Origin of the sequence: Nostoc sp. (genome assembly GCF_036917135.1) — a bacterium.
GTDB lineage: Bacteria > Cyanobacteriota > Cyanobacteriia > Cyanobacteriales > Nostocaceae > Nostoc.
The window spans coordinates 26910-50349 of the sequence record NZ_JBALEA010000069.1; the positions used below are offsets into that span (position 1 = coordinate 26910).

21 protein-coding genes and 2 pseudogenes are annotated in these 23440 nt (G+C 42.0%); 11 read left to right on the forward strand and 12 right to left on the reverse strand.

The features are described from left to right. Positions 1–35: 35 nt before the first annotated feature. From V7K50_RS20450 to V7K50_RS20460, 3 genes are all read left to right on the forward strand, one after another. Positions 36–1169 carry an acyltransferase family protein gene (locus V7K50_RS20450; protein WP_334963170.1) on the forward strand — a complete coding sequence of 378 codons (1134 nt, stop codon included), beginning with the start codon at positions 36–38 and terminating at the stop codon, positions 1167–1169. Positions 1170–1247: 78 nt separating this feature from the next. After that, positions 1248–4529, forward strand: coding sequence for a non-ribosomal peptide synthetase (locus tag V7K50_RS20455; RefSeq protein ID WP_334963172.1), 3282 nt, complete (start codon positions 1248–1250; stop codon positions 4527–4529). After that, complete coding sequence (locus V7K50_RS20460; RefSeq protein ID WP_334963174.1) at positions 4526–8821, forward strand: amino acid adenylation domain-containing protein; 4296 nt, start codon at positions 4526–4528, stop codon at positions 8819–8821. The genes V7K50_RS20455 and V7K50_RS20460 overlap by 4 nt, the downstream gene beginning before the upstream one ends. A 240-nt stretch (positions 8822–9061) precedes the next feature. On the opposite strand, the gene V7K50_RS20465 is transcribed toward V7K50_RS20460, so the two are convergent. Continuing rightward, positions 9062–9520: a hypothetical protein gene (locus V7K50_RS20465; RefSeq protein WP_334963176.1), complete on the reverse strand. Its 459-nt coding sequence runs from the start codon at positions 9518–9520 to the stop codon at positions 9062–9064. A gap of 402 nt (positions 9521–9922) precedes the next feature. Here V7K50_RS20465 and V7K50_RS30775 point away from each other — a divergent pair, with 402 nt between their 5' ends. Further along, positions 9923–10096: a hypothetical protein gene (locus V7K50_RS30775; protein WP_442944642.1), complete on the forward strand. Its 174-nt coding sequence runs from the start codon at positions 9923–9925 to the stop codon at positions 10094–10096. A 9-nt stretch (positions 10097–10105) separates the two neighbouring features. On the opposite strand, the gene V7K50_RS20475 is transcribed toward V7K50_RS30775, so the two are convergent. Continuing rightward, positions 10106–10615, reverse strand: a complete 510-nt coding sequence (locus tag V7K50_RS20475; protein WP_334963178.1) for an SH3 domain-containing protein — start codon at positions 10613–10615, stop codon at positions 10106–10108. 246 nt (positions 10616–10861) lie between these two features. After that, positions 10862–12373 (reverse strand): AAA family ATPase, encoded by a 1512-nt coding sequence (locus V7K50_RS20480; RefSeq protein ID WP_334963180.1) that lies wholly within the window; start codon positions 12371–12373, stop codon positions 10862–10864. A gap of 328 nt (positions 12374–12701) precedes the next feature. Here V7K50_RS20480 and V7K50_RS20485 point away from each other — a divergent pair, with 328 nt between their 5' ends. Further along, positions 12702–13823 carry an HNH endonuclease gene (locus V7K50_RS20485; protein WP_334963182.1) on the forward strand — a complete coding sequence of 374 codons (1122 nt, stop codon included), beginning with the start codon at positions 12702–12704 and terminating at the stop codon, positions 13821–13823. A gap of 91 nt (positions 13824–13914) precedes the next feature. Here V7K50_RS20485 and V7K50_RS20490 read toward each other — a convergent pair. Next, positions 13915–14037 (reverse strand): annotated as a pseudogene (locus V7K50_RS20490) (YceD family protein); the annotation flags it as partial. A 139-nt stretch (positions 14038–14176) separates the two neighbouring features. Here V7K50_RS20490 and V7K50_RS20495 point away from each other — a divergent pair. Next, positions 14177–14398 carry an AbrB/MazE/SpoVT family DNA-binding domain-containing protein gene (locus V7K50_RS20495; RefSeq protein WP_094327679.1) on the forward strand — a complete coding sequence of 74 codons (222 nt, stop codon included), beginning with the start codon at positions 14177–14179 and terminating at the stop codon, positions 14396–14398. Continuing rightward, positions 14398–14826 carry a putative toxin-antitoxin system toxin component, PIN family gene (locus V7K50_RS20500; protein ID WP_442944643.1) on the forward strand — a complete coding sequence of 143 codons (429 nt, stop codon included), beginning with the start codon at positions 14398–14400 and terminating at the stop codon, positions 14824–14826. The genes V7K50_RS20495 and V7K50_RS20500 overlap by 1 nt, the downstream gene beginning before the upstream one ends. Here V7K50_RS20500 and V7K50_RS20505 read toward each other — a convergent pair. From V7K50_RS20505 to V7K50_RS20540, 8 genes and pseudogenes are all read right to left on the reverse strand, one after another. Beyond that, positions 14816–14947: pseudogene (locus V7K50_RS20505) on the reverse strand (IS982 family transposase); the annotation flags it as partial. The gene V7K50_RS20500 and the pseudogene V7K50_RS20505 sit on opposite strands and share 11 nt — an antisense overlap. A 145-nt stretch (positions 14948–15092) precedes the next feature. Continuing rightward, positions 15093–15611, reverse strand: coding sequence for a YceD family protein (locus V7K50_RS20510; RefSeq protein ID WP_334963188.1), 519 nt, complete (start codon positions 15609–15611; stop codon positions 15093–15095). Positions 15612–15790: 179 nt separating this feature from the next. Beyond that, the gene (locus V7K50_RS20515) at positions 15791–16318 is read right to left on the reverse strand and encodes a Jag family protein (RefSeq protein ID WP_334963190.1); all 528 of its coding nucleotides are present in this window, start codon (positions 16316–16318) and stop codon (positions 15791–15793) included. Beyond that, positions 16315–17466, reverse strand: coding sequence for a membrane protein insertase YidC (gene yidC, locus V7K50_RS20520; RefSeq protein ID WP_334799522.1), 1152 nt, complete (start codon positions 17464–17466; stop codon positions 16315–16317). The genes V7K50_RS20515 and yidC overlap by 4 nt, the downstream gene beginning before the upstream one ends. Positions 17467–17621: 155 nt before the next feature. Then, entirely contained in the window at positions 17622–18014 is a 393-nt protein-coding gene (locus V7K50_RS20525; protein WP_334963192.1) for a PH domain-containing protein, read from the reverse strand. Next, positions 18001–18423 (reverse strand): ribonuclease P protein component, encoded by a 423-nt coding sequence (rnpA, locus tag V7K50_RS20530; RefSeq protein WP_334963194.1) that lies wholly within the window; start codon positions 18421–18423, stop codon positions 18001–18003. Before rnpA ends, V7K50_RS20525 begins: the two co-directional genes overlap by 14 nt. A 25-nt stretch (positions 18424–18448) precedes the next feature. Then, entirely contained in the window at positions 18449–18583 is a 135-nt protein-coding gene (rpmH, locus tag V7K50_RS20535) for a 50S ribosomal protein L34 (protein ID WP_099102484.1), read from the reverse strand. A gap of 156 nt (positions 18584–18739) precedes the next feature. After that, complete coding sequence (locus V7K50_RS20540) at positions 18740–19246, reverse strand: DUF2808 domain-containing protein (RefSeq protein WP_334963196.1); 507 nt, start codon at positions 19244–19246, stop codon at positions 18740–18742. 753 nt (positions 19247–19999) lie between these two features. Between V7K50_RS20540 and V7K50_RS20545 the strand changes: the two genes are divergently transcribed. From V7K50_RS20545 to V7K50_RS20560, 4 genes are all read left to right on the forward strand, one after another. Next, positions 20000–21172 (forward strand): Re/Si-specific NAD(P)(+) transhydrogenase subunit alpha, encoded by a 1173-nt coding sequence (locus V7K50_RS20545; RefSeq protein WP_334963198.1) that lies wholly within the window; start codon positions 20000–20002, stop codon positions 21170–21172. A 71-nt stretch (positions 21173–21243) separates the two neighbouring features. Beyond that, positions 21244–21537: an NAD(P) transhydrogenase subunit alpha gene (locus tag V7K50_RS20550; RefSeq protein WP_190889745.1), complete on the forward strand. Its 294-nt coding sequence runs from the start codon at positions 21244–21246 to the stop codon at positions 21535–21537. Next, a complete protein-coding gene (locus tag V7K50_RS20555) occupies positions 21534–22940 on the forward strand; it encodes an NAD(P)(+) transhydrogenase (Re/Si-specific) subunit beta (RefSeq protein WP_334963203.1) in 1407 nt (468 codons plus the stop codon). Before V7K50_RS20550 ends, V7K50_RS20555 begins: the two co-directional genes overlap by 4 nt. 238 nt (positions 22941–23178) lie before the next feature. After that, positions 23179–23412 carry a hypothetical protein gene (locus V7K50_RS20560; protein WP_334963205.1) on the forward strand — a complete coding sequence of 78 codons (234 nt, stop codon included), beginning with the start codon at positions 23179–23181 and terminating at the stop codon, positions 23410–23412. The last annotated feature ends 28 nt before the right edge of the window (positions 23413–23440 follow it).

A 23440-nucleotide genomic window follows, 5' to 3' on the forward strand; every position in this document is an offset into this window, starting at 1 on the left:
TGTATTCTTAACATCGTTAAACGCCAATAGTCTCAATGTATAAACACATCAAAACGCTTACTTCTCTACGTGGTATTGCAGCCTTGGTTGTTGTTGTACACCATTTTTCTTACTACGCTTTACCTAAAATAGGTTCAACCATATCAGCTTATAGCGACTTTTTCAAAAATGGATATTTGTGGGTTGACTTTTTCTTCATCCTGAGTGGTTTTATCATGACCCACGTTTATGTAGAGGATTTTTATTTAAAAGTGAGTTTAGATAAATATCGCTCATATTTATTTTCGCGGTTTGCTAGAATTTATCCTCTGCATATATTTATTTTGTCTCTTTTTGTTGGATTAGAAATTGTAAAAATATTCTTACTAAATACTTCTGCTTTCACTGGTAAATTTAACTTAACTGCTCTTTTTGCAAATATTTTTCTTCTACAAGCATTTGACCTAAGTTGTCCACCTTTATTATGGTGTGATACCTATTGGAATGAACCTGCTTGGTCAATTAGTGTAGAGTTTGTTATTTACTGTGCATTTCCATTTATCTTACTTTTTTTATTAAGGAATAGCCCAAAAAATGATTTGATGATTTATAGTTGCACTCTCTTGAGCATATTACTACTAATTACCTTTACTCGTGGAAATTTAGATAGTATTGTTGGCATCCCTTCAATCGCTAGATGTGGGCTAGAATGTGTACTTGGCATTATAACTTATAAAGTCTATCGTAGAGGCAATTATCAAAAATATTTCAATCTTAATTTACTGGTAATTATAGCCACGATTTGGATAGTTTTGATTATGCATTATTACTGGCATCATTCTCGCAATCTTCATGATTGGCTGATTTTACCAGCTTTTTCTATCCTAATTTTAGGTGTGTCTATCAACAACAATACTGTGATATCAAAAGTTTTAAATTCACGATTAATGCTATATTTCGGCACTATATCTTACTCAGTTTATATGGTTCATTGGTTTTTACAGGAACTGTTAAAACTATTGTGGCTTTATAATTTTCACGATGTTTTTGGCAAAAAATTCACAGAATATCAAGCATTGACATCTTTAGGAGTATTTCTTATGATTGTATTATTGACTGCATCATTTACATATAGATTTGTAGAAGTTCCTATGCGTAATTATTTAAAATCTACAATCTTGGTTAAATAATGTATTGAATGTCAGTAGTTTGTCAAGACAAATTTAAATTTAACCACATTGAATAAACTGAGAAAATAAGAGAGTTTTATGAGCTTATCACCTGTAGATTACCAATCCAGATTGACTGCGGTTGATTTTGATCCATTCGCAGATGGAGAATTACTTCTAACCGCCCCTGCCACAGAATCACAAAAAGAAATTTGGGCTTCTGTGCAAATGGCAGATGCTGCCAATTGTGCTTATAACGAGTCTCAATCTCTGCGACTCAGAGGCGAACTTGATGTCAAAGTTTTCCAGTCTGCGGTGGAAAAGTTAGTACAACGTCATGAAGCACTACGGACAACTTTTAGTACCGATGGCAATACACTCTGCATTGTTGCTTCTCGACAAATTGAAATCCCTATTATTGATCTTGCTAACCTGGAACCACAGGAAAAACAGGAAAAATTAGCTAGTATCTTGCGACAAGAAGTAGAGCAGCCTTTTGATTTGGAACATGGCCCTCTATTTCGGGCAAAAATTGTCAAATTGCAGCCGCAGGAGCATGTAGCTACTTTGACAGCACATCATATTATTTGTGATGGTTGGTCTTGGGCAGTACTGATGCCAGATTTGGGTAAACTCTATTCTGGCTTGCAACAGGGTATTGTTCCTGAATTAGAAGAACCAGACTACTTAAGTGAATATGCAACTTTGCAGCAAGAAGAGGTGGATAGTCCAGAAGCGATCGCCACAGAAAAATACTGGTTGGAACAATTTGCTGACTCTGTACCAGTGGTGGATTTCCCCTGCGATCGCCCCCGTCCACCACTCAGAACCTTTAACGCCGCCCGTGAAGATTGGCATTTAAATCCCGAACTAGTTGCCAACCTCAAACAACTAGGGACAAAACTCGGTTGTAGCTTTATGACTACTATCCTGGGAGGATTTGAAGTTTGGCTGCACCGTCTGACAGGACAAAACGACTTGGTTGTTGGGATTCCAGCCGCCGGACAAGCTGCTTTGGGCCAATATAATCTCGTAGGTCACTGTGTAAATTTACTACCTTTGCGTAGCCAAATTAATGGCGAAAAATCTTTCAGCGACTACTTGCGATCGCGGCGATCGGCTGTGCTAGATGCCTACGATCACCAACAATTTACCTTTGGTAGTCTGGTCAAAAAATTAGTTTTGCCACGAGATTCTAGCCGCATTCCCTTAGTTCCAATTACATTTAATATCGATCAGGGTTTAGATAGTGATAAACTCCCCTTCACTGGGCTAGAGGTAGAATTTTTCTCTAACCCCCGCGCCTTCGAGAATTTTGAACTGTTCATCAACGCCACAGAATTACATGGTCAGATGACCCTGGAATGTCAGTACAACACTAATTTATTTGACGCTGACACTATTCGCCACCGGATGGCAGAGTTTGAAACTTTGTTATTGGGTATAGTTGCTAACCCCAATCAGAGTATTGCTAAATTGCCAATTTTACCAGCAGTTGAGCAACAGTTATTAGCAACATGGAACCAGACTCAAACAGACTATCCCCAACATAAATGCATTCATCAGTTATTTGAGGAGCAGGTAGAGCGTACCCCCGATGCTGTGGCGTTGGTATTTCAAGAACAGCAACTCACTTATCGAGAGTTAAATATTCGCGCAAATCAATTAGCGCAATACCTACAAACACTAGGAGTAGGTGCAGATGTGCTTGTGGGAATCTGCGTCGATCGCTCCTTAGAAATGGTGGTAGGTCTTTTAGGGATTCTGAAAGCAGGTGGAGCTTATGTACCCTTAGATCCAGGTTATCCGCAAGAACGCTTGGCTTTCATGCTTTCAGACACCCAGATCAAATTATTATTGACCCAAAAACAGCTAGTTGATAAACTACCTAATCACACAGTAAGTGTAATTTACTTAGACACCGACTGGGATACTATCAACCAAAGCACACCAGATAATTCAATTAGTAGTTTCAAAGCTAATAACTTGGCTTATGTAATGTACACATCTGGTTCTACAGGTCAGCCCAAGGGTGTTAGTGTTATCCATCAAAGTGTAGTTAGATTAGTTAAAGAAACTAACTATGTAAGCCTTACTGCCAAAGAAGTATTTCTGCAAATTAGTCCGATCTCCTTTGATGCTTCAACTTTTGAAATTTGGGGTTGTTTGCTTAATGGTGGAAAACTAATAATATTCCCTCCTCATACCCCATCTTTAGACGAATTAGGGCAATTTATTCAGCAATATCAGGTGACAACCTTATGGCTAACGGCGGGTTTATTCCATCTAATAGTCGATGAAAAAATTGATGCTTTAAAACCCTTACGTCAACTATTAGCAGGTGGTGATGTTTTATCCGTTACCCACGTTCAGAAATTTCTCAACACAGTAGAAAACTGTAAATTAATTAATGGTTACGGTCCGACAGAAAGTACAACTTTTACCTGCTGTTATGACATTACAGCACCACTAAAGCCAGGGGCTTCTATTCCTATTGGCCGCCCCATTGCTAATACCCAAGTTTATATATTAGACTCCCATTTACAACCCGTCCCAATTGGAATCACAGGTGAGTTGTATATTGGTGGCGATGGTTTAGCACGAGAATATTTCAATCGCCCGGATCTGACTGTTGAAAGATTTATTACCAATCCCTTTAGCTCAGATACTCAATCACGCTTGTATAAAAGTGGAGACTTAGCTCGCTATTTGCCAGACGGAAAGATTGAATACCTGGGTCGGATTGACAATCAGGTAAAAGTGAGCGGTTTCCGCATAGAATTGGGTGAAGTTGAAACCGCACTTTTGCAATATACGGCAATAAAAGAAGCGGTAGTAATTGTTCGAGAAGATACTCCTGGTGAGAAATTACTGGTTGGTTATTTTGTCGCAGAAGTTGGTCAAGATAGCCCACAAATAATCTCCGAATTACGGCGATTCTTGAAACAACAGCTTCCTGAGTACATGGTGCCAAAGATTTTTATGGCGCTGGATGCCTTGCCCCTAAATGCTAACGGCAAAGTTGATCGTCGGGCACTACCAAAACCTGATTCTTTTCGTCCAGAACTAGAAGCAAATTATGTAGCGCCTCGTACTTCCATTGAGCAGCAGATTGCAGATATCTGGACACAGGTTTTAAATGTCAGGCAGGTTGGGATTTACGACAACTTTTTTGAATTGGGTGGATATTCTCTACTAGGAATTCAAGTGGTTTCTCGACTGCGCCAAGCCTTGCAAGTAGAAATCCTGATGTCCAATTTATTTGAATTACCAACGATAGCAGATTTAGCTGAACGAGTGGAAACTTTGCGTTGGGCAACCCAAGGTGTTCAGGCTGGTGAGAGTGAAACAGCTGATGATTATGAGGAAGGCGAGCTATGAAAACATTAGATAAACTACTATCTGAGCTACGTCAGCGCGATGTCAAACTTTGGCTAGAGGGTGAACGCTTACGCTATCGAGCAGCAAAAGACAGTCTCACACCGGAATTGCTCACCGAGTTAAAAACTCAAAAAGCCGAAATAATCAACTTTCTAAAACAAATTACTACAGCCGCCAGTTCACAGATTCCTCCAATTGTTGCTTGTGAACGGAATGGCAAGTTGCCACTTTCCTTCGGTCAGCAACGGTTATGGTTCCTTCATCAGTTTGAACCTGATAGTTCCTCAAATAATATGCCGGTTGTGGTGCGTTTTACAGGGAATCTCAATGTTGCTGTCCTAGAGGAAAGTTTGAGAGAAGTCGTCCGTCGCCATGAAGTTCTGCGGACAACTTTTCCACCCGTGAATGGTAAGCCCTCTCAAGTCATCGCCACCGATGTTTCCTTGACGCTGCCAATAATTGACTTGCGGCAAGTACCAGATGAAAAAAGAGAGGCTGAAGCTCTCCTACTGGCAACTAAAGAAGCTCATCAACCCTTTGATCTCGCCAATGGGCCGATTTTGCGGTTGCTGCTGCTGCGATTGAGCGATCGCGAGCATCTGATGATCTGGAATATGCACTGCATAGTTTGTGATGGAGCTTCTTCTGATGTATTCTATCAAGACTTCACTACCATCTATAAAGCATTGTCGGCTGGGAAAGCTTCTCCTTTAACTCCCTTACCAGTGCAGTATGCTGATTTTACCAATTGGCAATATCAATGGCTCCAGGGAGAGGTTTTAGAGTCACAGGTAAACTACTGGAAGCAAAAGCTAGAAGGCAATTTACCCATCATTGAGTTACCTTACGATCATCCCCGTCCTCACGGTGTGCAGACATATCGAGGCGATCGCGCTGCCCTGCTACTATCAAAGACGCTGAACCATGCCCTGACAGACCTAAGTCAAAAATGTGGTGTCACCCTGTTCATGACTCTACTAACAGTGTTTGAGCTATTGCTCTACCGTTATTCTGGACAAGAAGACCTACTGATTAGCTTTGCCAGTGCAAGCCGGGGACAAGTTGAAACTGAGCGGCTGATTGGATTTTTCTCTAATACTCTTGTAATGCGGGGTAACTTAGCAGGAAATCCAACTTTCCGACAATTGTTAGACCGGGTGCGTAAGGATTGCTTAGAGGCTTATAGCCATCAAGACCTACCTTTTGAGAGGCTAATTGAAGAACTTAGACCAGAACAACAAAGTCGGAACAGTTCGTCTTTATTTCAGGTAAAGTTCTCCCTCAATCCTCCTTGGTCGAATGGTCGGGGGATGGGAGCAATGCAACTACCTGATTTGACTATCACTTCTCTATTTGGCTACATTTATCATGGCAAGACCAAATACGATCTGATATTAGTCTTGCGGGAACAGGATAATGGTCTGGGCATGGTATTTGATTACAATGCTGAAATGTTTGATGCCAGTACCATAGAGCGGATGTTGGGACACTTCAAAACTTTACTCGAAGGTATTGTTGCTAATCCCGATCTGCCGATATCTGAATTACCTCTGTTAACAGCAGGTGAACAGTATCAAGTGTTAGTTGATTGGCATGGGAAACAGGCTGATTATCCGCAGAATACTTGTATTCATCAGTGGTTTGAAACTCAAGCGAAACGAACTCCAAATAATATTGCAGTAAGTTTTGAAAATCAGCAACTAACCTATCAGGAACTCAACCAGCGTGCAAATCAACTAGCCCACTATTTGCAAACTCTAGGGGTAAAATCGGGGGTACTCGTCGGTTTTTATGTTGAGCCTTCCTTAGAGGTGATTGTGGGGCTGTTGAGTATTTTGAAAGCAGGGGGAACTTACGTATCCATCGCTCCGACATCTGGGCAAGATAATCTGGCTTTCATTTTAGAAGATGCCCAAATATCCTTAGCGTTAACCCAAAGCTCATTGGTTGAGAAACTCTCTGAGCATCCGGCACAAGTTATCTGTTTGGATAGTGATTGGGAACGTATTGCACTACACGCGACAGAAAATCCAAATTACCATACCACAAATGAGACTCTCGCTTGTGTGATGTATGTGTCCGGCAGCGATGGAAAACCCAACGGTATAGCCATTACCCATTGTAATCTCGTCACCCACAGCCTAGCAATCAGCGAAACTTGGGAATTGACCCAGAGCGATCGCCTCCTCCTACTACCTAGTATCAGTTGCGATTGTTTCATTGAATCACTATTTCCCAGTTGGATTGCTGGTGCGATCGCAATTCTCCAACCTCAAGAGCTACAAAACTCGACGGCGCAGTTTTTCCCATTCATTACTCAACAACAGATTACCGTTGTTAATCTACCTACTTCTTTTTGGTATGAGTTAGTTAACGAGCCATCTGTATCTCCACAAACCTTGCCAGTCAGCTTACGCTTAGTCATGGTTGGTGGTGAAAAGGTCTCACGCAATGCTTATTTAACTTGGGTAGAAAAAGTTGGCAAGCAAGTACGCTGGTTGAATGCTTACGGGTCACTAGAAACGACTTTAACCACCACGGTTTACAATCCAGAAACTGCCACTGAAGCCAGTAACACTCGCTCAGAGATTCCCATAGGAAGAGCGATCGCCAATACCAAAATCTACATTCTCGATCAGCGATCGCAACCCCTACCAATTGGCGTTACTGGCGAAATTTACATCAGTGGTATCGGTGTTGCTCAAGGCTACTTTAACCGTTCCGACTTAACATCTGAGAAATTTATCCCCAATCCCTTTAGCAGCGAATCTGGGGCATACCTTTACAGAAGTGGCGACTTAGGACGCTACTTAAGTGACGGCAATATTGAGTTTATTGGCCGCCTAGACAATCAGGCTAAAATTCGCGGCTTTCGGATTGAGTTGACAGAAATTGAGACAATTTTGAGTCAATATCCAGGTTTGCAGAACACTGTGGTGATCGTCAGAGAAGATGCTCCTGAGGATAAACGTTTAATTGCTTATGTTGTTCCTAAAGGAGGGGAGACTTTTGGGAGTGAGCAACTACTGACTTTTCTCCAGCAAAAGTTGCCTGAGCATTTCTTGCCTTCTGCCTTTGTCATAGTGGATTCTCTGCCATTGAATGCTAATGGTCAAGTTGATCGTAAAGCATTACCTGCGCTTAATCTAACTAATTCTAAAATAGAAAAAATATTTGCTACAGCAGAAAATCCATTACAACTTCAATTAACAAAAATCTGGGAAAATGTTTTAGGAGTTCATCCGATTGCAATAAAAGACAACTTTTTTGATTTGGGTGGACACTCACTCCTCGCAGTACGTCTGTTTTCTGAGATTGAAAAGATTGCAGGCAAAAACTTAGCTCTATCTATCCTCTTGCAAGCCCCAACTATTGAGCAATTAGCTAATATTCTTGAGCGAGAAAAATCCTCGAAATCCTCAGTTGCAGCGACACCAACAGCTGATATCAAGTCTGAAACATCAATTCCTTGGTCATCTTTGGTACCTATTCAGCCCAACGGTTCCAAGCCTCCTTTCTTCTGTGTACATGGTTTGGGTGGAGAAGTTCTGCGTTTCCGTGAATTGGCAGTGCATTTAGGATCGGATCAACCATTTTATGGACTACAACCAAAAGGGTTAGATGGAAAACAGCTTCCATATACCCGGATTGACAAGATGGCAGCGTACTACATTCAACAAATCCAGACTATTCAACCCCATGAGCCTTATTTGCTCGGCGGATATTCCTCTGGGGGTATAATTGCTTACGAGATGGCTCGGCAATTGGCCATACAAGGTAAGAAAGTAGCTTTGCTAGTTTTATTTGATACCTATGGTTCCAGAAATATCGAATCTGCGCCATTGCAAAAACCAACCTCTCGCAATTGGAAGAGTCTTTTAGCAATTGCATCTAACTATGTGATTAAGCAGGTAAAAGGAAATACAGAGCGGCTTAAGTATCAGATCAAAGAGATACTCTGGCGGATTGTCTTTCACTTTCACCTGATTCTCGGTCGCCCCTTACCTTACTCCAATCGGAAATACATGGTGGAAGAGTCCACCAGACAAGCACTAAGAAAATATGTTCTACAAGTTTACTCAGGTAAAGCAACCGTATTCCGAACAGAAGATGGTCTTGTAATTGGACAACGTGAAGCTGATACCCAAATGGGTTGGGGTAAATTAGCATTAGGGGGAGTGGATATCTATGATATTTTTGGGATTCATAATTCCGTTTTTAAAGAACCTCATGTCCGATTTGTGTCCGAAAAAATGAAGGCTTGCATAGATCAAATTATTGCAGAAACCTGAATTTTTCTAGACTTAATAGGAAATATGGGGGTTATCGTCTAGGGTGTTGACTTTGAACCTTTTACCCCATAAGACTTCATGCAAACAAAAGTAGCATAAATAATTTTCAGGGAAATTGCCTCAAAACACCCAAAGTCAACACCCTAGTTCTCGTCCCTTGTGAGGTAGAAGAAGCCCATCGGCAACCACCTCCCCGCTCTTCGAGAGGTGGCTCTCATATACCTTAATGCGATCGCACCATCAATTAGTTGCTGGATTGGCGGTTAGGATGGAGGCTGTGCCATTGAGCAGAGTGTAAGAGTTGTTGTTTGTTTGAGGAGCGACGAAGTTGTTGATAATTCCTACAGCCGTGATTTGGGGATTATTCTGGATCGGGTTATTAGGTAAAAGAAGTGTAAATGTTGTGAGGGTGTCAACTCCATTTGCGATCGTGACACTTACTTGTTTGCCGATCGCTGAGGTAACAATGTTAATTTCATTGGGTTGGAAGACCCGATCCTTGTAGTTAAAAGTACCATTTGTTGTATAAGTAATTTGTTCATTGGGGAAACTATAGAATATAGTAGCTCCAGTTGGAGTTACAGCAGTTTGTGCTAGATTGTCAGTTTTGGCAAATACTGGAGGTGTCAAAATACCCAGTGGGATGGGGAAAATCAATCCCATCAGAATCATGGAACGGTAAAGGTTATTTATGTACATATTTAATTCTCCTTATGTTTAGCAATTATCTATTGACTTCAACTTAGAAAGTTTAATTATGGTACCCGCTCAATAATCCGGGGTAAATCGCTCATTGACAAGCCTCAAATGGCGTAAAATCGTCTTTAAACTGGTAGTTCACCCTGATTTATTGAGTGGATATTAATTATGTTTATATGAGACCTAATCTGTTTGGTTACATATAGGGCTTGACATTATGGGATCACTTTTAATTATATCCTGCTACTTAATATCCGTAGCTATGTAATAGGAGAAGACATTTATACTGCGGAAATTCGCAGTAATCATCTAGACTTTCGAGAAGATGAAAAAGCACAGTTAATTCCGGTAGAACTGCCTGACTTAGTTCAACAACAATGTTTAGCTATTAGTAAAGCTTTGATGTTAGAGTGGACGGCGATAGACTGGCGTTTAAAACCAACGGGTGAGTATGTCTTTTTAGAAGCAAATCCCAGCCCGATGTTTTTACACTTTGAGCAACAAACAAAATTTCGCATTCCTGAAAGTTTAGTTAACCTTTTATCGGAAATAAAAGGGTTTAATTTTGAATTTTGAATGGCTATTCTATTGTCCCTCAACTTTTTCAGTATTACCTGCTTTTACCCAACCTTCTTGTTCGGTACCTTCCAAACGGATCTTTTGCCAAGCTTTATCCCCACTTTCTTCCAAAATAATAATTTTTTGATTAAAACCAACCCCACCAATCTTTTCAGCTTCTTGATTTGGTTGCGATCGCAAACTCAAGCCTTCAGCCCAACTAACACGCCCTCGGTAAGCTCCCGATGGCAATGGTTTTGGTGATGGGGTAGCCTTTGGTGATTCTGTGGGAGTGGAGGTTGGGGTTGGAGACGATTGAGCCTGAGTTTCTGGTGTCAGAGTGGGTTTACCTCCTCCACGCTCAGTTCCTTTTGGAGCTTGGGCTTTCACCGAGGGACTATCGTTGGAAAAAACGGGTTTAGCAGGGGGTACGCCAGTGCGATTGATGAAATACAGTGCAACTGCAACGCCGCTACCTACTAGCACCGCGATCGCTAAGAAAAAGCCAAGTATAAACTTTGTGAAGCCAGACAACATATTTAAAACCTGATTATCAACAGTCAAACAATTTTGGATTTGCGATTTTAGGTGGCGCTTAAGGGGAGCCAGTCACCTGCATTTTTCCCCCGTTGAGTGGAGTAGCGTTGAACTGGCTCTCAAGGGTTACAAGTTGAAAAGCAAGTAACCCATGCCGATAATAATCAATAGTCCATAATAATTGATCATTAACTATTGACTATGGACTTTTGACTAACTGATTATTGTAGCTACTGCTGAATGCTCTCACGTAGTGCGCCGGAGGCGATCGCTTAAAGGGTTGTGTTTAGATGCTAAACGCGCTCTCCCAGCCGCCGCCCATTCTTGGAGTTGCTGAATTTGCTCTACGGCAGTTCGCGCCAAGGGAATGATCTGACTGGCTGCTTCTAAAATATCATCGGTAGCAAAGTCGCGGTTTTGGCTAAATCCAATATGCATCGCTTCAATTAAAGTTTGCTCAATCTCTGCCCCAGAAAAATCAGGCGTTTCATAAGCTAATCTGTCGATGTCATAACTTTTCAAGTTATGAGGGCGCAATCGGGATAAATGAACGTCATAAATTGCTTTTCTCTCTTCTTGGGTGGGCAAACCCACAAAGAAAATTTCATCAAATCGTCCTTTGCGAAGCATTTCCGGCGGTAAGGCTTGGATGTCGTTGGCGGTGGCGACGACAAACACGGGTGAGGTTTTTTCGGCTAGCCAGTTAATAAAAGTGCCAAACACCCGGCTAGCTGTTCCGGCATCACCTTTGCTACCAACTCCGGCAAAGGCTTTATCTATTTCATCAATCCACAAAATACAGGGAGCGAGGGCTTCAGCTACTTGGATCATTTGACGAGTGCGAGATTCTGATTCACCCACGAAACCACCAAATAACCTGCCGACATCCAGACGTAGCAACGGTAAATGCCAGTGATGAGCGATCGCTTTTGCGGTTAACGATTTACCAGTTCCCTGAATACCCACCAACATTAAACCACGGGGGTGCGGTAATCCGTACTGTCGGGCTTTATCAGTAAATGAGCCTCCCCGACGAATCAGCCAGTCTTTCAGGTTATCCAGTCCGCCGATATCAGAAATTTGCTCAGTAGCGGGGTAGAAGTCCAAGATTTGCGTTTGGCGGATAGTTTGGCGCTTTTCTTCCAAAACCAAATCCACGTCTTCTGGTTGTAATTCTCCGTGGGTAGCGATCGCTTTTGCCAAAACCCGGCGAATCCGTTCCATCGAAAGCCCTTGACAAGATCGCACTAAGTCATCTAAAACTTGGCCAGAAAGGGAGTTACCAGTACTTTGTAGTAAGCGTTCCACCTCCACTTTAATTTCTGGGGCGGCGGGTAAGGGAAACTCAACGACTGTCAGCACTTCGGTTAAATCGTCAGGGATGGCGATGCGGGGCGAGAGTAGGACAATATTTTTTGGTTGCGACTTGAGGAGTCGGGACAGGTTGCGGAGTTTGCGAGCGATCGCTACATCATCTAAAAAGCGATGATAATCTCGGAGAATCAATACCGCAGGTGCCGAAGCTGGTAATTTTTCGATAAATTCTAAAGCTTGCAACGGGTTACGTCGCCCAAACCCAACATCATTGGGGTTTCCTTGGTACCCATCGACAAAATCCCAAGTATACACTGGGCGATTACCCTGGTTGGTTGCTTCTTCCCGGATAGCTGCTTCTACCCGTTCCTCCTCATAAGTGGGAATATAAATTAAGGGGTAGCGGGCGCGTAGCAGCAGTTTAAACTCTTCACGGAAGTTCATATTTAGCTGTAGTTATTAGTTCTTCTCTCATTGTTCAGGTTTGTATCGCCTCTCACAACTAAAAAACCAACATCTACCATGTTCATAGCGGTTGCCAGTGCGATCGCTCTATGTGAGATATTTTTTAACGCTCTTTTGTGGTGAGTATAGTTTAATTACCTGTCAGGATAATCAGGTGCTTAAAAATACTCCATTTTTTCACTTTTTTACAGACTATTGCCAGAAAATTATTAAAACTTGGATGTAAAGATTGTTTCTCTTCGGCAAATTCAGTCTAGTTTCGCTAAAATTTATAAATACTGACTATTTTAAGAACTAAGCAAAATATATGTCTAAATGTTATATCTGTGAATGCGAAATTAGTCCAGACAATAGTTACAAAGAACATATAATACTCAATTCAATAGGAGGCAGGCTCAAATCATCATCTTTGATTTGCAACAGATGTGCCCCGCACTTTGATGGCATAGATGCTGCCCTTGGTAAGCAGCTAAATACTATAGGCTTAGTTCTTGATATCAAGCGAGATAGATATAAGAATCCATACACCAAAGCAAAAATAGTTAGTACAGGTGAAGAGGTATCTTTAATTTCTGGTGGCAAAATAGTTCCAATAAAACCAACTATTGATGTGAGATACGATGGAGATAATGCCTATCTTTCTGTTTCTACTAGAGATGAAAATCAGATGAGGGAGGCGCTTAATGGGCTTAAACGTAATCATCCCTGGATTGACGTTCAGGAACTTATAAGTCATGCAATCAAGCGACAAGAATCCATTGATAGTCCTATTCAGTATCAGCTCACATTTGGAGGAGATGAAGCATTTCGAGCTATCTGTAAAATGGCAACTAGTTTCTATATTTATAAAGGAGGAGAGCGAAATCATATATCGCACTTAATTCCTTATATAAAATATGGTGAGTTAAATAATAGTGTTTGGTACTATTATCCAGAAAATATTACTAATTTAAATTCAGAAAATATAGAAGTTTTACATACTTTATTTCTTGTAGGCAATCCTAACGAAAAAACACTGTATGCTTATATCGAGCTTTTTAGTACCTTGAAATTTATAGTATTACTATCAGAGCGTTATACAGGGAAAGAATATCAAGAATTCTATTCTTTTGATATTATAGGTCAAAAAATTATAGATAAAGTGATTGATATTAATCTTTCTAGAGATGAAGTTTTGAAAGTTATACAACTTCAAGAGAATAAGTTGCAGCAAATTCAGAATTCTTTGAGATGCCTATTTAAAACCATAAATAATAAGCAAATTTATGAGAGCCTTAGCAAAGAAGTTGAAAATGTTATAGAAAATTTCTTCAAAGATATTCCACAAGATACAGTTTTCACTAAAGAAATGTCATCAGAATTAGCTGTAGAATGTACTGATAAAATTGCTGCCTTACTGCACGAAAAAGGATTTTTTAATCAGGAGTAGAGTTTATCAGCCGCATTGGTAGTTTAGGCAATTTATACTTACAAATAGATAATTAACTGCGCCGTCATACAGCAAACGGCGCGTTAAACACCTATCCCGGAAGTTGCTTTTTGAGTGCTTCCAGAGAAGCCCAACGGTTATCAACTGGAGTTTCAGGACTATCAGGATTATCAATAGTACTGCTTACAGGAATACCTGGACAATTGCGATCGCACGGGCGGGAAATCACCTTGGTTAAGATGCTCTTAATGTTCTGTTACCAAATCTGGGAAGGTTTTAGATTTAGTAAGGTAGTATGTATATACTCAAGTAAGGAATCCTTACATTTGATAGCAAAGGCTAGGAGGCAAGTCATGCTCGCCAAGTTAACTTCTAAAAATCAACTAACGCTGCCTAAAAGTATTACTCGTGAAATCGGTGAGGCTGAGTATTTTGAGGTAAAAGTGGAGGGGGGGCAAATTATTCTGACTCCTGTAAAAATTCATCGGGCTGATGCGGTTCGATCTAAGCTGGCGGATTTAGGACTGAGTGAGCAGGATGTGGCTGATGCAGTGGCTTGGGCGCGTCAATCGTAATGGTTTGTCCACGGGTGGTAATTGATACTAGTATCATCATCTCGGCGCTGATATTTGGGGGCAGAGTATCTAGGCTTCGTTTGGCATGGCAGGACGATCTCTTCACTCCACTGGTTTCTAAAGCGACAACAACTGAGTTAATCCGAGTGCTGGCTTATCCAAAGTTTAAGCTCACGCCAACCGAGCAAGAAGATTTACTATCCGATTACATACTCTTTTGTGAAGCTGTAGCGATGCCCGGCCGCTTGCCTGTAATTCCTGAATATCGTGATCCGTTTGATGTGCCTTTTTTACTTTTGGCTGTGGTCAGTGAGGCTGATTATCTCGTGACGGGCGATCGCGATTTACTCAGTCTAAAAGATAATTTTTCTTGCCCGATTATCACGGCTGAAGATTTTCTAAATGTTATTGATGGTCAGTCACCCTAATTTTTCCGGTGATGCCTTGTAAAAGTGGTATTTGTTGCCATAAGTTTTCCCACTGCTTACAGAAGTCATCTACATCACAGAATATTTGTGTAATGTCGAGCCGAGATACAATAGTAGACATAAACTTTCCGATCGCATCTTACAAGCCTTATATATTTACCACCCATGCTGTCTCTGTCGAGTTAATACCCCCGAAAGCGATGCCTAGGTTGGTAAACTACGCACGGGCGGGAAATCACAGAATTTTAGGCATAAGCAATAAGCTATTAGCCCGGAAGTTGCTTTTTCAAAGCTTCTAGAGAAGCCCAACGGTTATCAACTGGAGTTTCAGAACTATCAGAACTCTCAGCAGTAATACTTACAGGAATACCTGGACAATTGCGATCGCACAATTGCCGTTGAGGTACAGCCAAGCACATCTGCTCATACAGCCATTCATTGGGATAAAAATAACCATCGGGCGGTAGAGTTTCAAGCAAATCTTCCAGAACCACTTCCCTTTCTAAAGGCAAGTCATTTGCCTGATTTGCAGTTTCCTCTAACCAGATGATTTCTTTCGTATCAAGCCCTAAACGTCGATTGTATTGCTGCAAACAGCGATTACAGGTACAAGTAATAATCGTTTCTGCCTGACTAGACACTTCCAAGTAATTGCCATGATGCTGCACGCGCACATGACCACGAACTGGTGTCAACGTTTCCAGACCAGGCAGAAATTCCTCAACTTGAATTTCCTCTGTCCGCTCCGGGGCTTGAGTTAGCTGCGGAATATAAATTGCGTCCATAGGATTTGTGAGACATCCTCACTAAAATTTATCTTTTTTATCAGCAATTATACTGATAATACATCTTTACTTTATCTCTTAAGAACAAGAGAAATTTTGAAATTATATGGTTATGAGTTTTCAATTAACTCCAAACTCATAACTCCTAACTCCTAACGTACAGACGCGATTAATCGCGTCTAACTCCTAACTTCTTCCAACGAAGCTGGACGAACAACTAAATGACGTTGCGGTTCTTTACCGCGACTGAAGGTTTCCAAATCTCCAAAATCCTTCAAGAAGGTATGGACTTGACGCCGTTCAGCAGAACTAAGAGATTTGATTTCCACTTCTCTACCAGAAAAGCGCACTTCATCGGCTGCTGCTTCTGCTAAGGCGCGAATTTCCGCTTCTCTTTTGACGCGGTAGCCATTCAACTCAATGGTGTAAGAGGCTTGTTCCTCTGGGGGTTGACTGAGGTTTAGAACTGAATTTGCTAGATACTGAACCGCATCTAACACAGAACCATCAGCACCAATTAATATCTGAATTTGTTCTGAGGTTAAATTAGTTTGATCAATAGTCAACCAGTAGTTATCTGGTTCTGGGGAATCGCCGTCTTGAGATTGAGCAGTTTCTAAATGACCCTGAATCTCAGCAGGTATTCCAGTGAGTTCTAGCAGTGTTTTTAACCACTCCTGACCTCGCTCCATCGCTATGTTACTCATGATCCCCCTGTCGCCTTTTTCTTAGCACTTTTTGGTTCAAAGGGCAGTGCCTTTTGTTCTGTGACTGCTGCTTCTTTCTCCTGAGTTGCTACGATTTTTTGTAGTTCTTCTGGTAGAGGTTCGCGGGAGAGAAGATAAGTTTGTGCGGTTTGGAAAATATTACCAATCACCATATACATCAACACCCCTGCTGGTAAGGGGAAGAACAAAAACATCCCAGAAAAGATAACTGGTGTGATTTTGTTAACTGTATCCTGCTGCGGATTGCCACCACTGGAATTTTGCCCGGAAAGCAATTGGCTAACATAAAGGCTGATCCCAAAGAAGACGATCATGGCGACGATATCCCAATGGATTGTACCATCTGGATCATTTGCGCCAACCCTGCCTAAGGCATCAATGAATAGAAAGCCTTTATCTGCTGCTAGTCCAGGAATTGTACCTTGAATGGTGACATCTCCCGGTTGCAAGGCTTCTACATTCCCCTCAGCATCAATTTTTATCTTATCTTCCCCTTTGGTGACTTTCCAATCAGGAATCAGCTTATTTTCTGGGTGTTCTGCTAAGAGTACCTGAAATGGTTTGCCCTCAACGGTTTGATATTGTATCTTGGTTTGTTCACCTACTGCTAGTTTGTTTCCACTAGGAAGGATGGCAGCGACTTTAACGTGTTCCCCATCCGCAACGTAAATATTTTGAGAAGCCGTGGCAAAGGCTTGCGGTTGAATTTGTTCGATTTGTTCTGCGGGAAATATTTGCAGGTTAACGCTGTAATTCACACCGGCAAAAGGCGAACCCCGCAAAGTGGCGAACAGCGCTAACAAGACTGGCATTTGCACCAATAATGGAAAACAACCTGCTAAAGGATTGCCAAATTCTTTTTGAACATTGACCATTTCCTCCTGCTGCTTTTGCGGTTCATCCTTATAGCGCTCTTTAATTTCTGCCATCCGCTTCTGCATCAGAGGTTGTACAATTCGCATTTTCCGCATATTGCGAATTGAGCCAGCACTCAGGGGATAGAGCGCGAAGCGGACTATCAAGGTCAAAGCAACGATCGCTAATCCGTAGCTAGGCACTATACCATAGAAAAAATCTATGATTGGCAGCATCACGTTGTTCGAGAGAAAGCCGATACCAAAATCCATTATTCTGAATTCAACCTGAGGTACTGTAAACTGAATCTAATTTATCTAAATACATGATTTGCCGGCGACTATCTTTCGCTACGGATAGCCGCACATTTAAATGGGGCATGGGGCATTGGGCATCACCCTCATCTCCCCCTGCTCTCGTAATCCCATCACTTGTTGGCGGCGGCGCTATATTCAGGATTTTTCGCGGCAATTCTTTCGTTGATGTAGTCATACACTTCCCGAAATTTGGGAATTGCACGCAATTCGAGACGACTGCCGTTTTTTAGGGTTATGGCCATATCTCCCCAAAAGCCAATGCCACGGGGAACTTTGACGACTTTGACAATTTCTGAATAAATTATGTCAGTGCGATCGCGCCCTTGCCAACCTCCAATCACGGTAATTCGGCGATCGGTGATGCGGAAACGCAGCCACAATGCCCTGACAATCGCCCCAACTGTCAATGGTATCCCAACGACGGTTAACCCAATCAGCAGGTTGATAATTAAATCCCCAACATGGGGTCCACCTTCATAATATACGTCTTCACGAATTCCCATCGAACACCTCAGCTTGTGCCAACAACTGCTCTAATTCTTGCAGAAATTGTGGGCTTACGCACTTAGATTCTGCTGCTGTGGGTTTGACAATGAACACTAACCGCCATCCTGGTGATAATTTGGGCAGCAACTGATATAAAGCAGCAGTAATTTGCCGTTTGATTCGGTTGCGAACCACTGCCCTTTTACTAACTTTTGTGCTGATGGAAATGCCAATTCGCGTGCTGGCAAGATGTGCTGAGTCAGATGCTTGTGTAGTCTGGGTGGCACCGTCCAAAGAAGGTTTTGTTGGATATAACGGCTTTAAGGCTCTCAATGTTAAATAAGAGCCATTACGCCGAATTCCTTCCCGGAAAACTGCCTGGAAATCCTTGCGGGATTTTAGCCGATTTGCTTTGGACAAAGCCACAGATGCTCTTTTAGCTTAATATGCCCTAAACGCTCAAACGGTGACGTCCCTTTTTTCTCCTAGCGCTAATTACGTTTCTGCCATCTGGTGTCCGCATTCTGGCGCGAAAACCAGAGGTTCTTTTTCTCTTACGGCTAGTACCGCCCAGTGTTCTTTTCATACTGTTCTCCTCTTAGGTGATTTTTATAAAAACTCACAATCTCTAATTTTATCACTTTATTTGGAAATTGGGAATTGAGCAATCCAATTTTGGATTTTGGATTAAATTTCAATCTAAAATCCAAAATCTAAAATCTAAAATTCTTATTCCCCACTCCTAATTGATGCTGATAATCCAACTTCCCACGTAACGCAGTAGTGGCACATCGCCGGGGGAGAGAACTTGACAGTTAAAATAGTAAACTCCGCCGAAGGATGGGTTTTGCACGTTAGATAAGACTAACTCAACCTTACTACCTGCTGGCACTGGGTCTTGTGGAAAAATATTAATCAGCCTACCTTCTTTGTCCCACTTCACCTCAGAAAGCGGAACTTTCTTGCCTTTGACTCGGACTTCAATTCCTTTCGGGTCAAAAGTTCCTTTGTAATAATCAGGGTAGGTAATGGCAAATTGACCAACTGCTAATTTCATTTTTTGGGCTGGAATCCTTAATATATATCGATCCCAACCATTAGCTTGTCCGCCAAAATCTAACCGCAAGGGCAGTTCATTTTCCCTTTTGATGCCGCTAAAGAGTGTAAATCCGTTTTGTGCCCAAGTCAGGGCTGGAAATCCAGTGACTAAAACGGTAGTCACGGCTAAAGCAGAAAGTAAACGTCGCATAATTGGGCTTCCTCAACCAAAATATAAATTTGTTATCTAAAATAACTGTTTGTGAGTATTCGTTACTAAACTTTACTACTGACTTCATGACAATGGACGTTTAATTGCAATAAAAAGTGCCATCTTCCGTGAAGTTTGGACGCCAGGAAAATTACTTAGTAGCAAAATAAATGTGTATTAAAATTACTTCATTCACGTTGTCAAGTCCTGATTTGATTAGTAAGTTGGTCAAATTTGAACTAGATAGAAATACAGTTGGGATGAGATTGTGTTTCTAAATATGTATAAGTGTATCTAAATTTGAGAATTTTGTTATAAAAATTGAGCCGCGCCATCAGCGATCGCTAGTTAACTTAGGCTAAATTGATAGTTGGAATCAAAGTCGTAATCATTAAAATTTGATTGGGAAATTATCAAGCTTCAAAATTTTGGTCAATATTACTCTATAAGAAAGGAATACCAAAAATTTCTCAATCCCGAAAATAAGCGGAAGATAAAGATGCAAAACTTGGGAATCAATTTAGGATGTGCAATACATAACCCTGTTTGCAACTATCTGAAAATATGACATCTGCGGGCGGCAAAGTGAAGCTTTGCCTGGAGAGCCAAGAGTTGGAGAGGAAAATTTCAAGGTTCAATCTACTAGTAAAAGTCGTGGCTGATATTGCTGCCTAAGTACCATGAGTGCGGGATACTATCATCTAGACAATCGCTTACTTAGCAGAGATTAAGTATTTATCTTCAGGAGATTTCATGAGAATAGCAGTTGCTAAAGAAATTGAAGTTTGTGAACGTCGTGTGGCATTAATTCCTGACACCGTTGCCCGATTGGTAAAACAAGGCTTGGAAGTCTGGGTAGAAGCGGGTGCTGGAGAGGGAGCTTTTTTTAGTGATTCTGCTTATGAAGCAGCAGGAGCCACAATCATCAGCGATACTGCCAAATTATGGGGTGAAACAGATATCTTGCTGAAAGTCAGCCCACCGCAAGAACGAGAAGATGGACGCTCAGAAATTGACTTGTTAAAGGAAGGGGCTGTTTTAGTTAGCTTCCTCAATCCCTTGGGAAATCCCTTAGTGGCGCAGCAATTGGCAAATCGGAAAGTCACAGCCTTGAGTATGGAAATGATTCCCCGTACCACTAGGGCACAAAGTATGGATGCTTTGTCTTCGCAAGCTTCATTAGCAGGTTACAAGGCTGTATTAATTGCCGCAGCTGCATTACCGAAATATTTCCCGATGTTAACCACAGCCGCAGGTACGATCGCTCCAGCGAAAGTATTTATTATGGGCGCGGGTGTAGCCGGATTGCAAGCGATCGCCACCGCTAGACGTTTGGGTGCAGTGGTAGAAGCCTTTGATATCCGTCCCGCCGTCAAAGAAGAAGTGCAAAGCTTAGGGGCAAAATTCGTTGAAGTCAAATTAGAAGAAGAAACCGTCGCCGCAGGTGGTTACGCCAAGGAAATTTCTGAGGCTAGTAAACAACGTACCCAAGAAGTTGTTGCCGAACACGTCAAAAATTCTGATGTGGTGATTACTACTGCTCAAGTTCCTGGGAGACAAGCGCCACGGCTAGTTACAGAAGAAATGGTGGCACAGATGAAACCCGGTTCAGTAATTGTGGATTTGGCTGCCGAACAGGGTGGTAACTGCGCCTGCACCGAACCCGGTAAAGATATTGTGTGGAACGGTGTGACAATTATCGGCCCCATCAATCTCCCATCATCGATGCCAATTCATGCCAGCCAATTGTATGCCAAGAACGTAACATCGTTGATGCAATTGCTAATTAAAGATAAAGCTTTGCAGGTGGACTTTAGCGACGACATCGTTGATGCAGCTTGCGTTACCCATGCAGGTGAAATTCGGAATCAACGAGTGCGGGATGCGCTACAAGCTTTGAATACTCAACAACCGGCGGTTAATTAGGGAGATGAGGGAGTGAGGGAGTAAATTCTTCCCAATGCCCAATGCCCATTTATACAAGGAGTTTTGATTTCATGACTGAGGCATTACTTGCTGCTTTGTTTGTATTTGTTTTGGCATCTTTTATCGGTTTTGAAGTCATCAACAAAATACCACCGACTCTACACACGCCGTTAATGTCAGGCTCAAACGCGATTTCGGGAATTGCGGTACTGGGAGCAATAGTTGCTGCTGGTGCGAGAGACACAAGTGTGTCAGTAATTCTCGGTTTGATTGCTGTGATACTGGCAACAATCAACGTTGTGGGTGGTTTTTTAGTGACAGACAGAATGTTGCAAATGTTCAAGAAGAAGGAGATTAAGGCGTGAGCGACTTTTTACCAACTGGCATTCAGCTGACGTACTTAGTCGCTGCATCGTTATTCATTCTGGGCTTGAAAAAGCTGGGATCGCCTGCTACAGCGAGAAACGGTAATATTGTAGCGGCTGTGGGGATGTTGCTGGCAATTGTGGCGACAATGTTAGATCAACACGTGTTGAACTACGAGATGATATTGTTGGGCTTGGCGATTGGATCGTTGATTGGTGCGATCGTTGCCTACAAAGTCCAAATGACCGAAATGCCCCAAATGGTGGGTTTACTTAACGGTTTGGGCGGTGCGGCTTCGGCGCTAGTAGCCGTTGCCGAATTCTGGCGGTTATTAGATAGTTCTCAGCCGATACCCCTAGATGTCAACATTTCCATGCTGTTGGATGTGTTAATCGGTGGTGTTACCTTCACGGGTAGTTTTTTAGCCTTTGCCAAATTGCAAGGTTTAATTAGCGGTTCCCCGATTACATTTCCATTCCAGCAACCATTTAACCTCTTGCTCCTGGGTGCTTATATAGTAGGTAGTGCCTACTTAATCATCACACCAGATAGCTTACCCATATTCTTGGGAGTGGTTGGTGTTTCTTTAGTGTTGGGTGTGATGTTCGTCATCCCCATTGGCGGCGGCGATATGCCAGTAGTAATCTCGCTGTTGAACTCGTTGTCAGGTGTGGCGGCGGCGGCGGCTGGGTTCGTGGTGATGAACAATATGTTAATCATCGCTGGTGCTTTGGTGGGAGCATCTGGCTTAATCCTCACCGAAATTATGTGTAAGGCGATGAACCGCTCCTTATTTAGTGTGCTGTTCAGCGCTTTTGGTACAGGTTCTAGTTCTGGTGGTGGTGCTGCTAGTGGTGGTGCAACCGATCAATCCGTCCGCAGCATCGATCCTGAAGAAGGGGCGATGATGTTGGGTTATGCCCGTTCTGTGGTGATTGTACCTGGTTATGGTATGGCAGTTGCCCAAGCGCAACATAGCGTCCGCGAATTGTCAGATCAGTTAGAAAAAATGGGCGTTGATGTCAAGTATGCCATTCACCCCGTTGCTGGTAGAATGCCGGGACACATGAATGTGTTGCTGGCGGAGGCAAATGTGCCTTATACGCAGTTGTATGACATGGATGATATTAATCCCCAGTTTGATCAAGCGGATGTGGCTTTAGTAATTGGGGCAAATGATGTGGTAAATCCGGCGGCGCGGAGTGATAAAAATAGCCCGATTTATGGTATGCCGATTTTGGAAGTTGATCGGGCGAAGCAGACGATTGTAATTAAGCGCGGGATGAGTACGGGTTTTGCCGGTGTAGATAATGAGTTATTCTACAAGGATAAAACGACGATGCTTTTTGGTAGTGCGAAGGATATGGTGGCGAAGTTGGTTTCGGAAGTGAAGCAACTTTAAGAGAAACGAACCGCAAAGGCGCGAAGGGCGCGAAGTAAAGAAAGAATTTAGAGAGTTGGCTTGCCTTGGGGGTGTTATTATTACCAGGGCAAGTTTTTTTACTAAAAAATAATCTTAATACCGTAATTCTTCTATATAAAATTTCTATAATAAAAGTCTTAACGATTTACTAGAAGAGGTTTTTTATTAAATGAGTAACAATCATATTTACTTAGCAACATTATATACAGGAGCAACAATGAATCAACCACACAATTCACTATTTGGCTCATCTAATCCAGCTACACCAACACAAAAACTAGAACAAGAAACTCAAAGAAGAAGCGAACAATTAGCCGAAGAAGATGAAAGAAAACTGAGCCAATATGAAATGATACTGCATTCTATGCACTTAGCAGCATTGTATACAGAAAAAAGAATTAATCAACCACACAAATCACTATTTGGTTCATCTCATTCACTATTTAGCTAATCTAGCTAGACCAACACAAAAACTAGAA

Coding starts and splice junctions, on each gene's coding strand:
- V7K50_RS20450 (WP_334963170.1), top strand. CDS start 36: ATGTATAAACACATCAAAACGCTTACTTCTCTACGTGGTATTGCAGCC.
- V7K50_RS20455 (WP_334963172.1), top strand. CDS start 1,248: ATGAGCTTATCACCTGTAGATTACCAATCCAGATTGACTGCGGTTGAT.
- V7K50_RS20460 (WP_334963174.1), top strand. CDS start 4,526: ATGAAAACATTAGATAAACTACTATCTGAGCTACGTCAGCGCGATGTC.
- V7K50_RS20465 (WP_334963176.1), bottom strand. CDS start 9,520: ATGTACATAAATAACCTTTACCGTTCCATGATTCTGATGGGATTGATT.
- V7K50_RS30775 (WP_442944642.1), top strand. CDS start 9,923: ATGTTAGAGTGGACGGCGATAGACTGGCGTTTAAAACCAACGGGTGAG.
- V7K50_RS20475 (WP_334963178.1), bottom strand. CDS start 10,615: ATGTTGTCTGGCTTCACAAAGTTTATACTTGGCTTTTTCTTAGCGATC.
- V7K50_RS20480 (WP_334963180.1), bottom strand. CDS start 12,373: ATGAACTTCCGTGAAGAGTTTAAACTGCTGCTACGCGCCCGCTACCCC.
- V7K50_RS20485 (WP_334963182.1), top strand. CDS start 12,702: ATGTCTAAATGTTATATCTGTGAATGCGAAATTAGTCCAGACAATAGT.
- V7K50_RS20495 (WP_094327679.1), top strand. CDS start 14,177: ATGCTCGCCAAGTTAACTTCTAAAAATCAACTAACGCTGCCTAAAAGT.
- V7K50_RS20500 (WP_442944643.1), top strand. CDS start 14,398: ATGGTTTGTCCACGGGTGGTAATTGATACTAGTATCATCATCTCGGCG.
- V7K50_RS20510 (WP_334963188.1), bottom strand. CDS start 15,611: ATGGACGCAATTTATATTCCGCAGCTAACTCAAGCCCCGGAGCGGACA.
- V7K50_RS20515 (WP_334963190.1), bottom strand. CDS start 16,318: ATGAGTAACATAGCGATGGAGCGAGGTCAGGAGTGGTTAAAAACACTG.
- yidC (WP_334799522.1), bottom strand. CDS start 17,466: ATGGATTTTGGTATCGGCTTTCTCTCGAACAACGTGATGCTGCCAATC.
- V7K50_RS20525 (WP_334963192.1), bottom strand. CDS start 18,014: ATGGGAATTCGTGAAGACGTATATTATGAAGGTGGACCCCATGTTGGG.
- rpmH (WP_099102484.1), bottom strand. CDS start 18,583: ATGAAAAGAACACTGGGCGGTACTAGCCGTAAGAGAAAAAGAACCTCT.
- V7K50_RS20540 (WP_334963196.1), bottom strand. CDS start 19,246: ATGCGACGTTTACTTTCTGCTTTAGCCGTGACTACCGTTTTAGTCACT.
- V7K50_RS20545 (WP_334963198.1), top strand. CDS start 20,000: ATGAGAATAGCAGTTGCTAAAGAAATTGAAGTTTGTGAACGTCGTGTG.
- V7K50_RS20550 (WP_190889745.1), top strand. CDS start 21,244: ATGACTGAGGCATTACTTGCTGCTTTGTTTGTATTTGTTTTGGCATCT.
- V7K50_RS20560 (WP_334963205.1), top strand. CDS start 23,179: ATGAATCAACCACACAATTCACTATTTGGCTCATCTAATCCAGCTACA.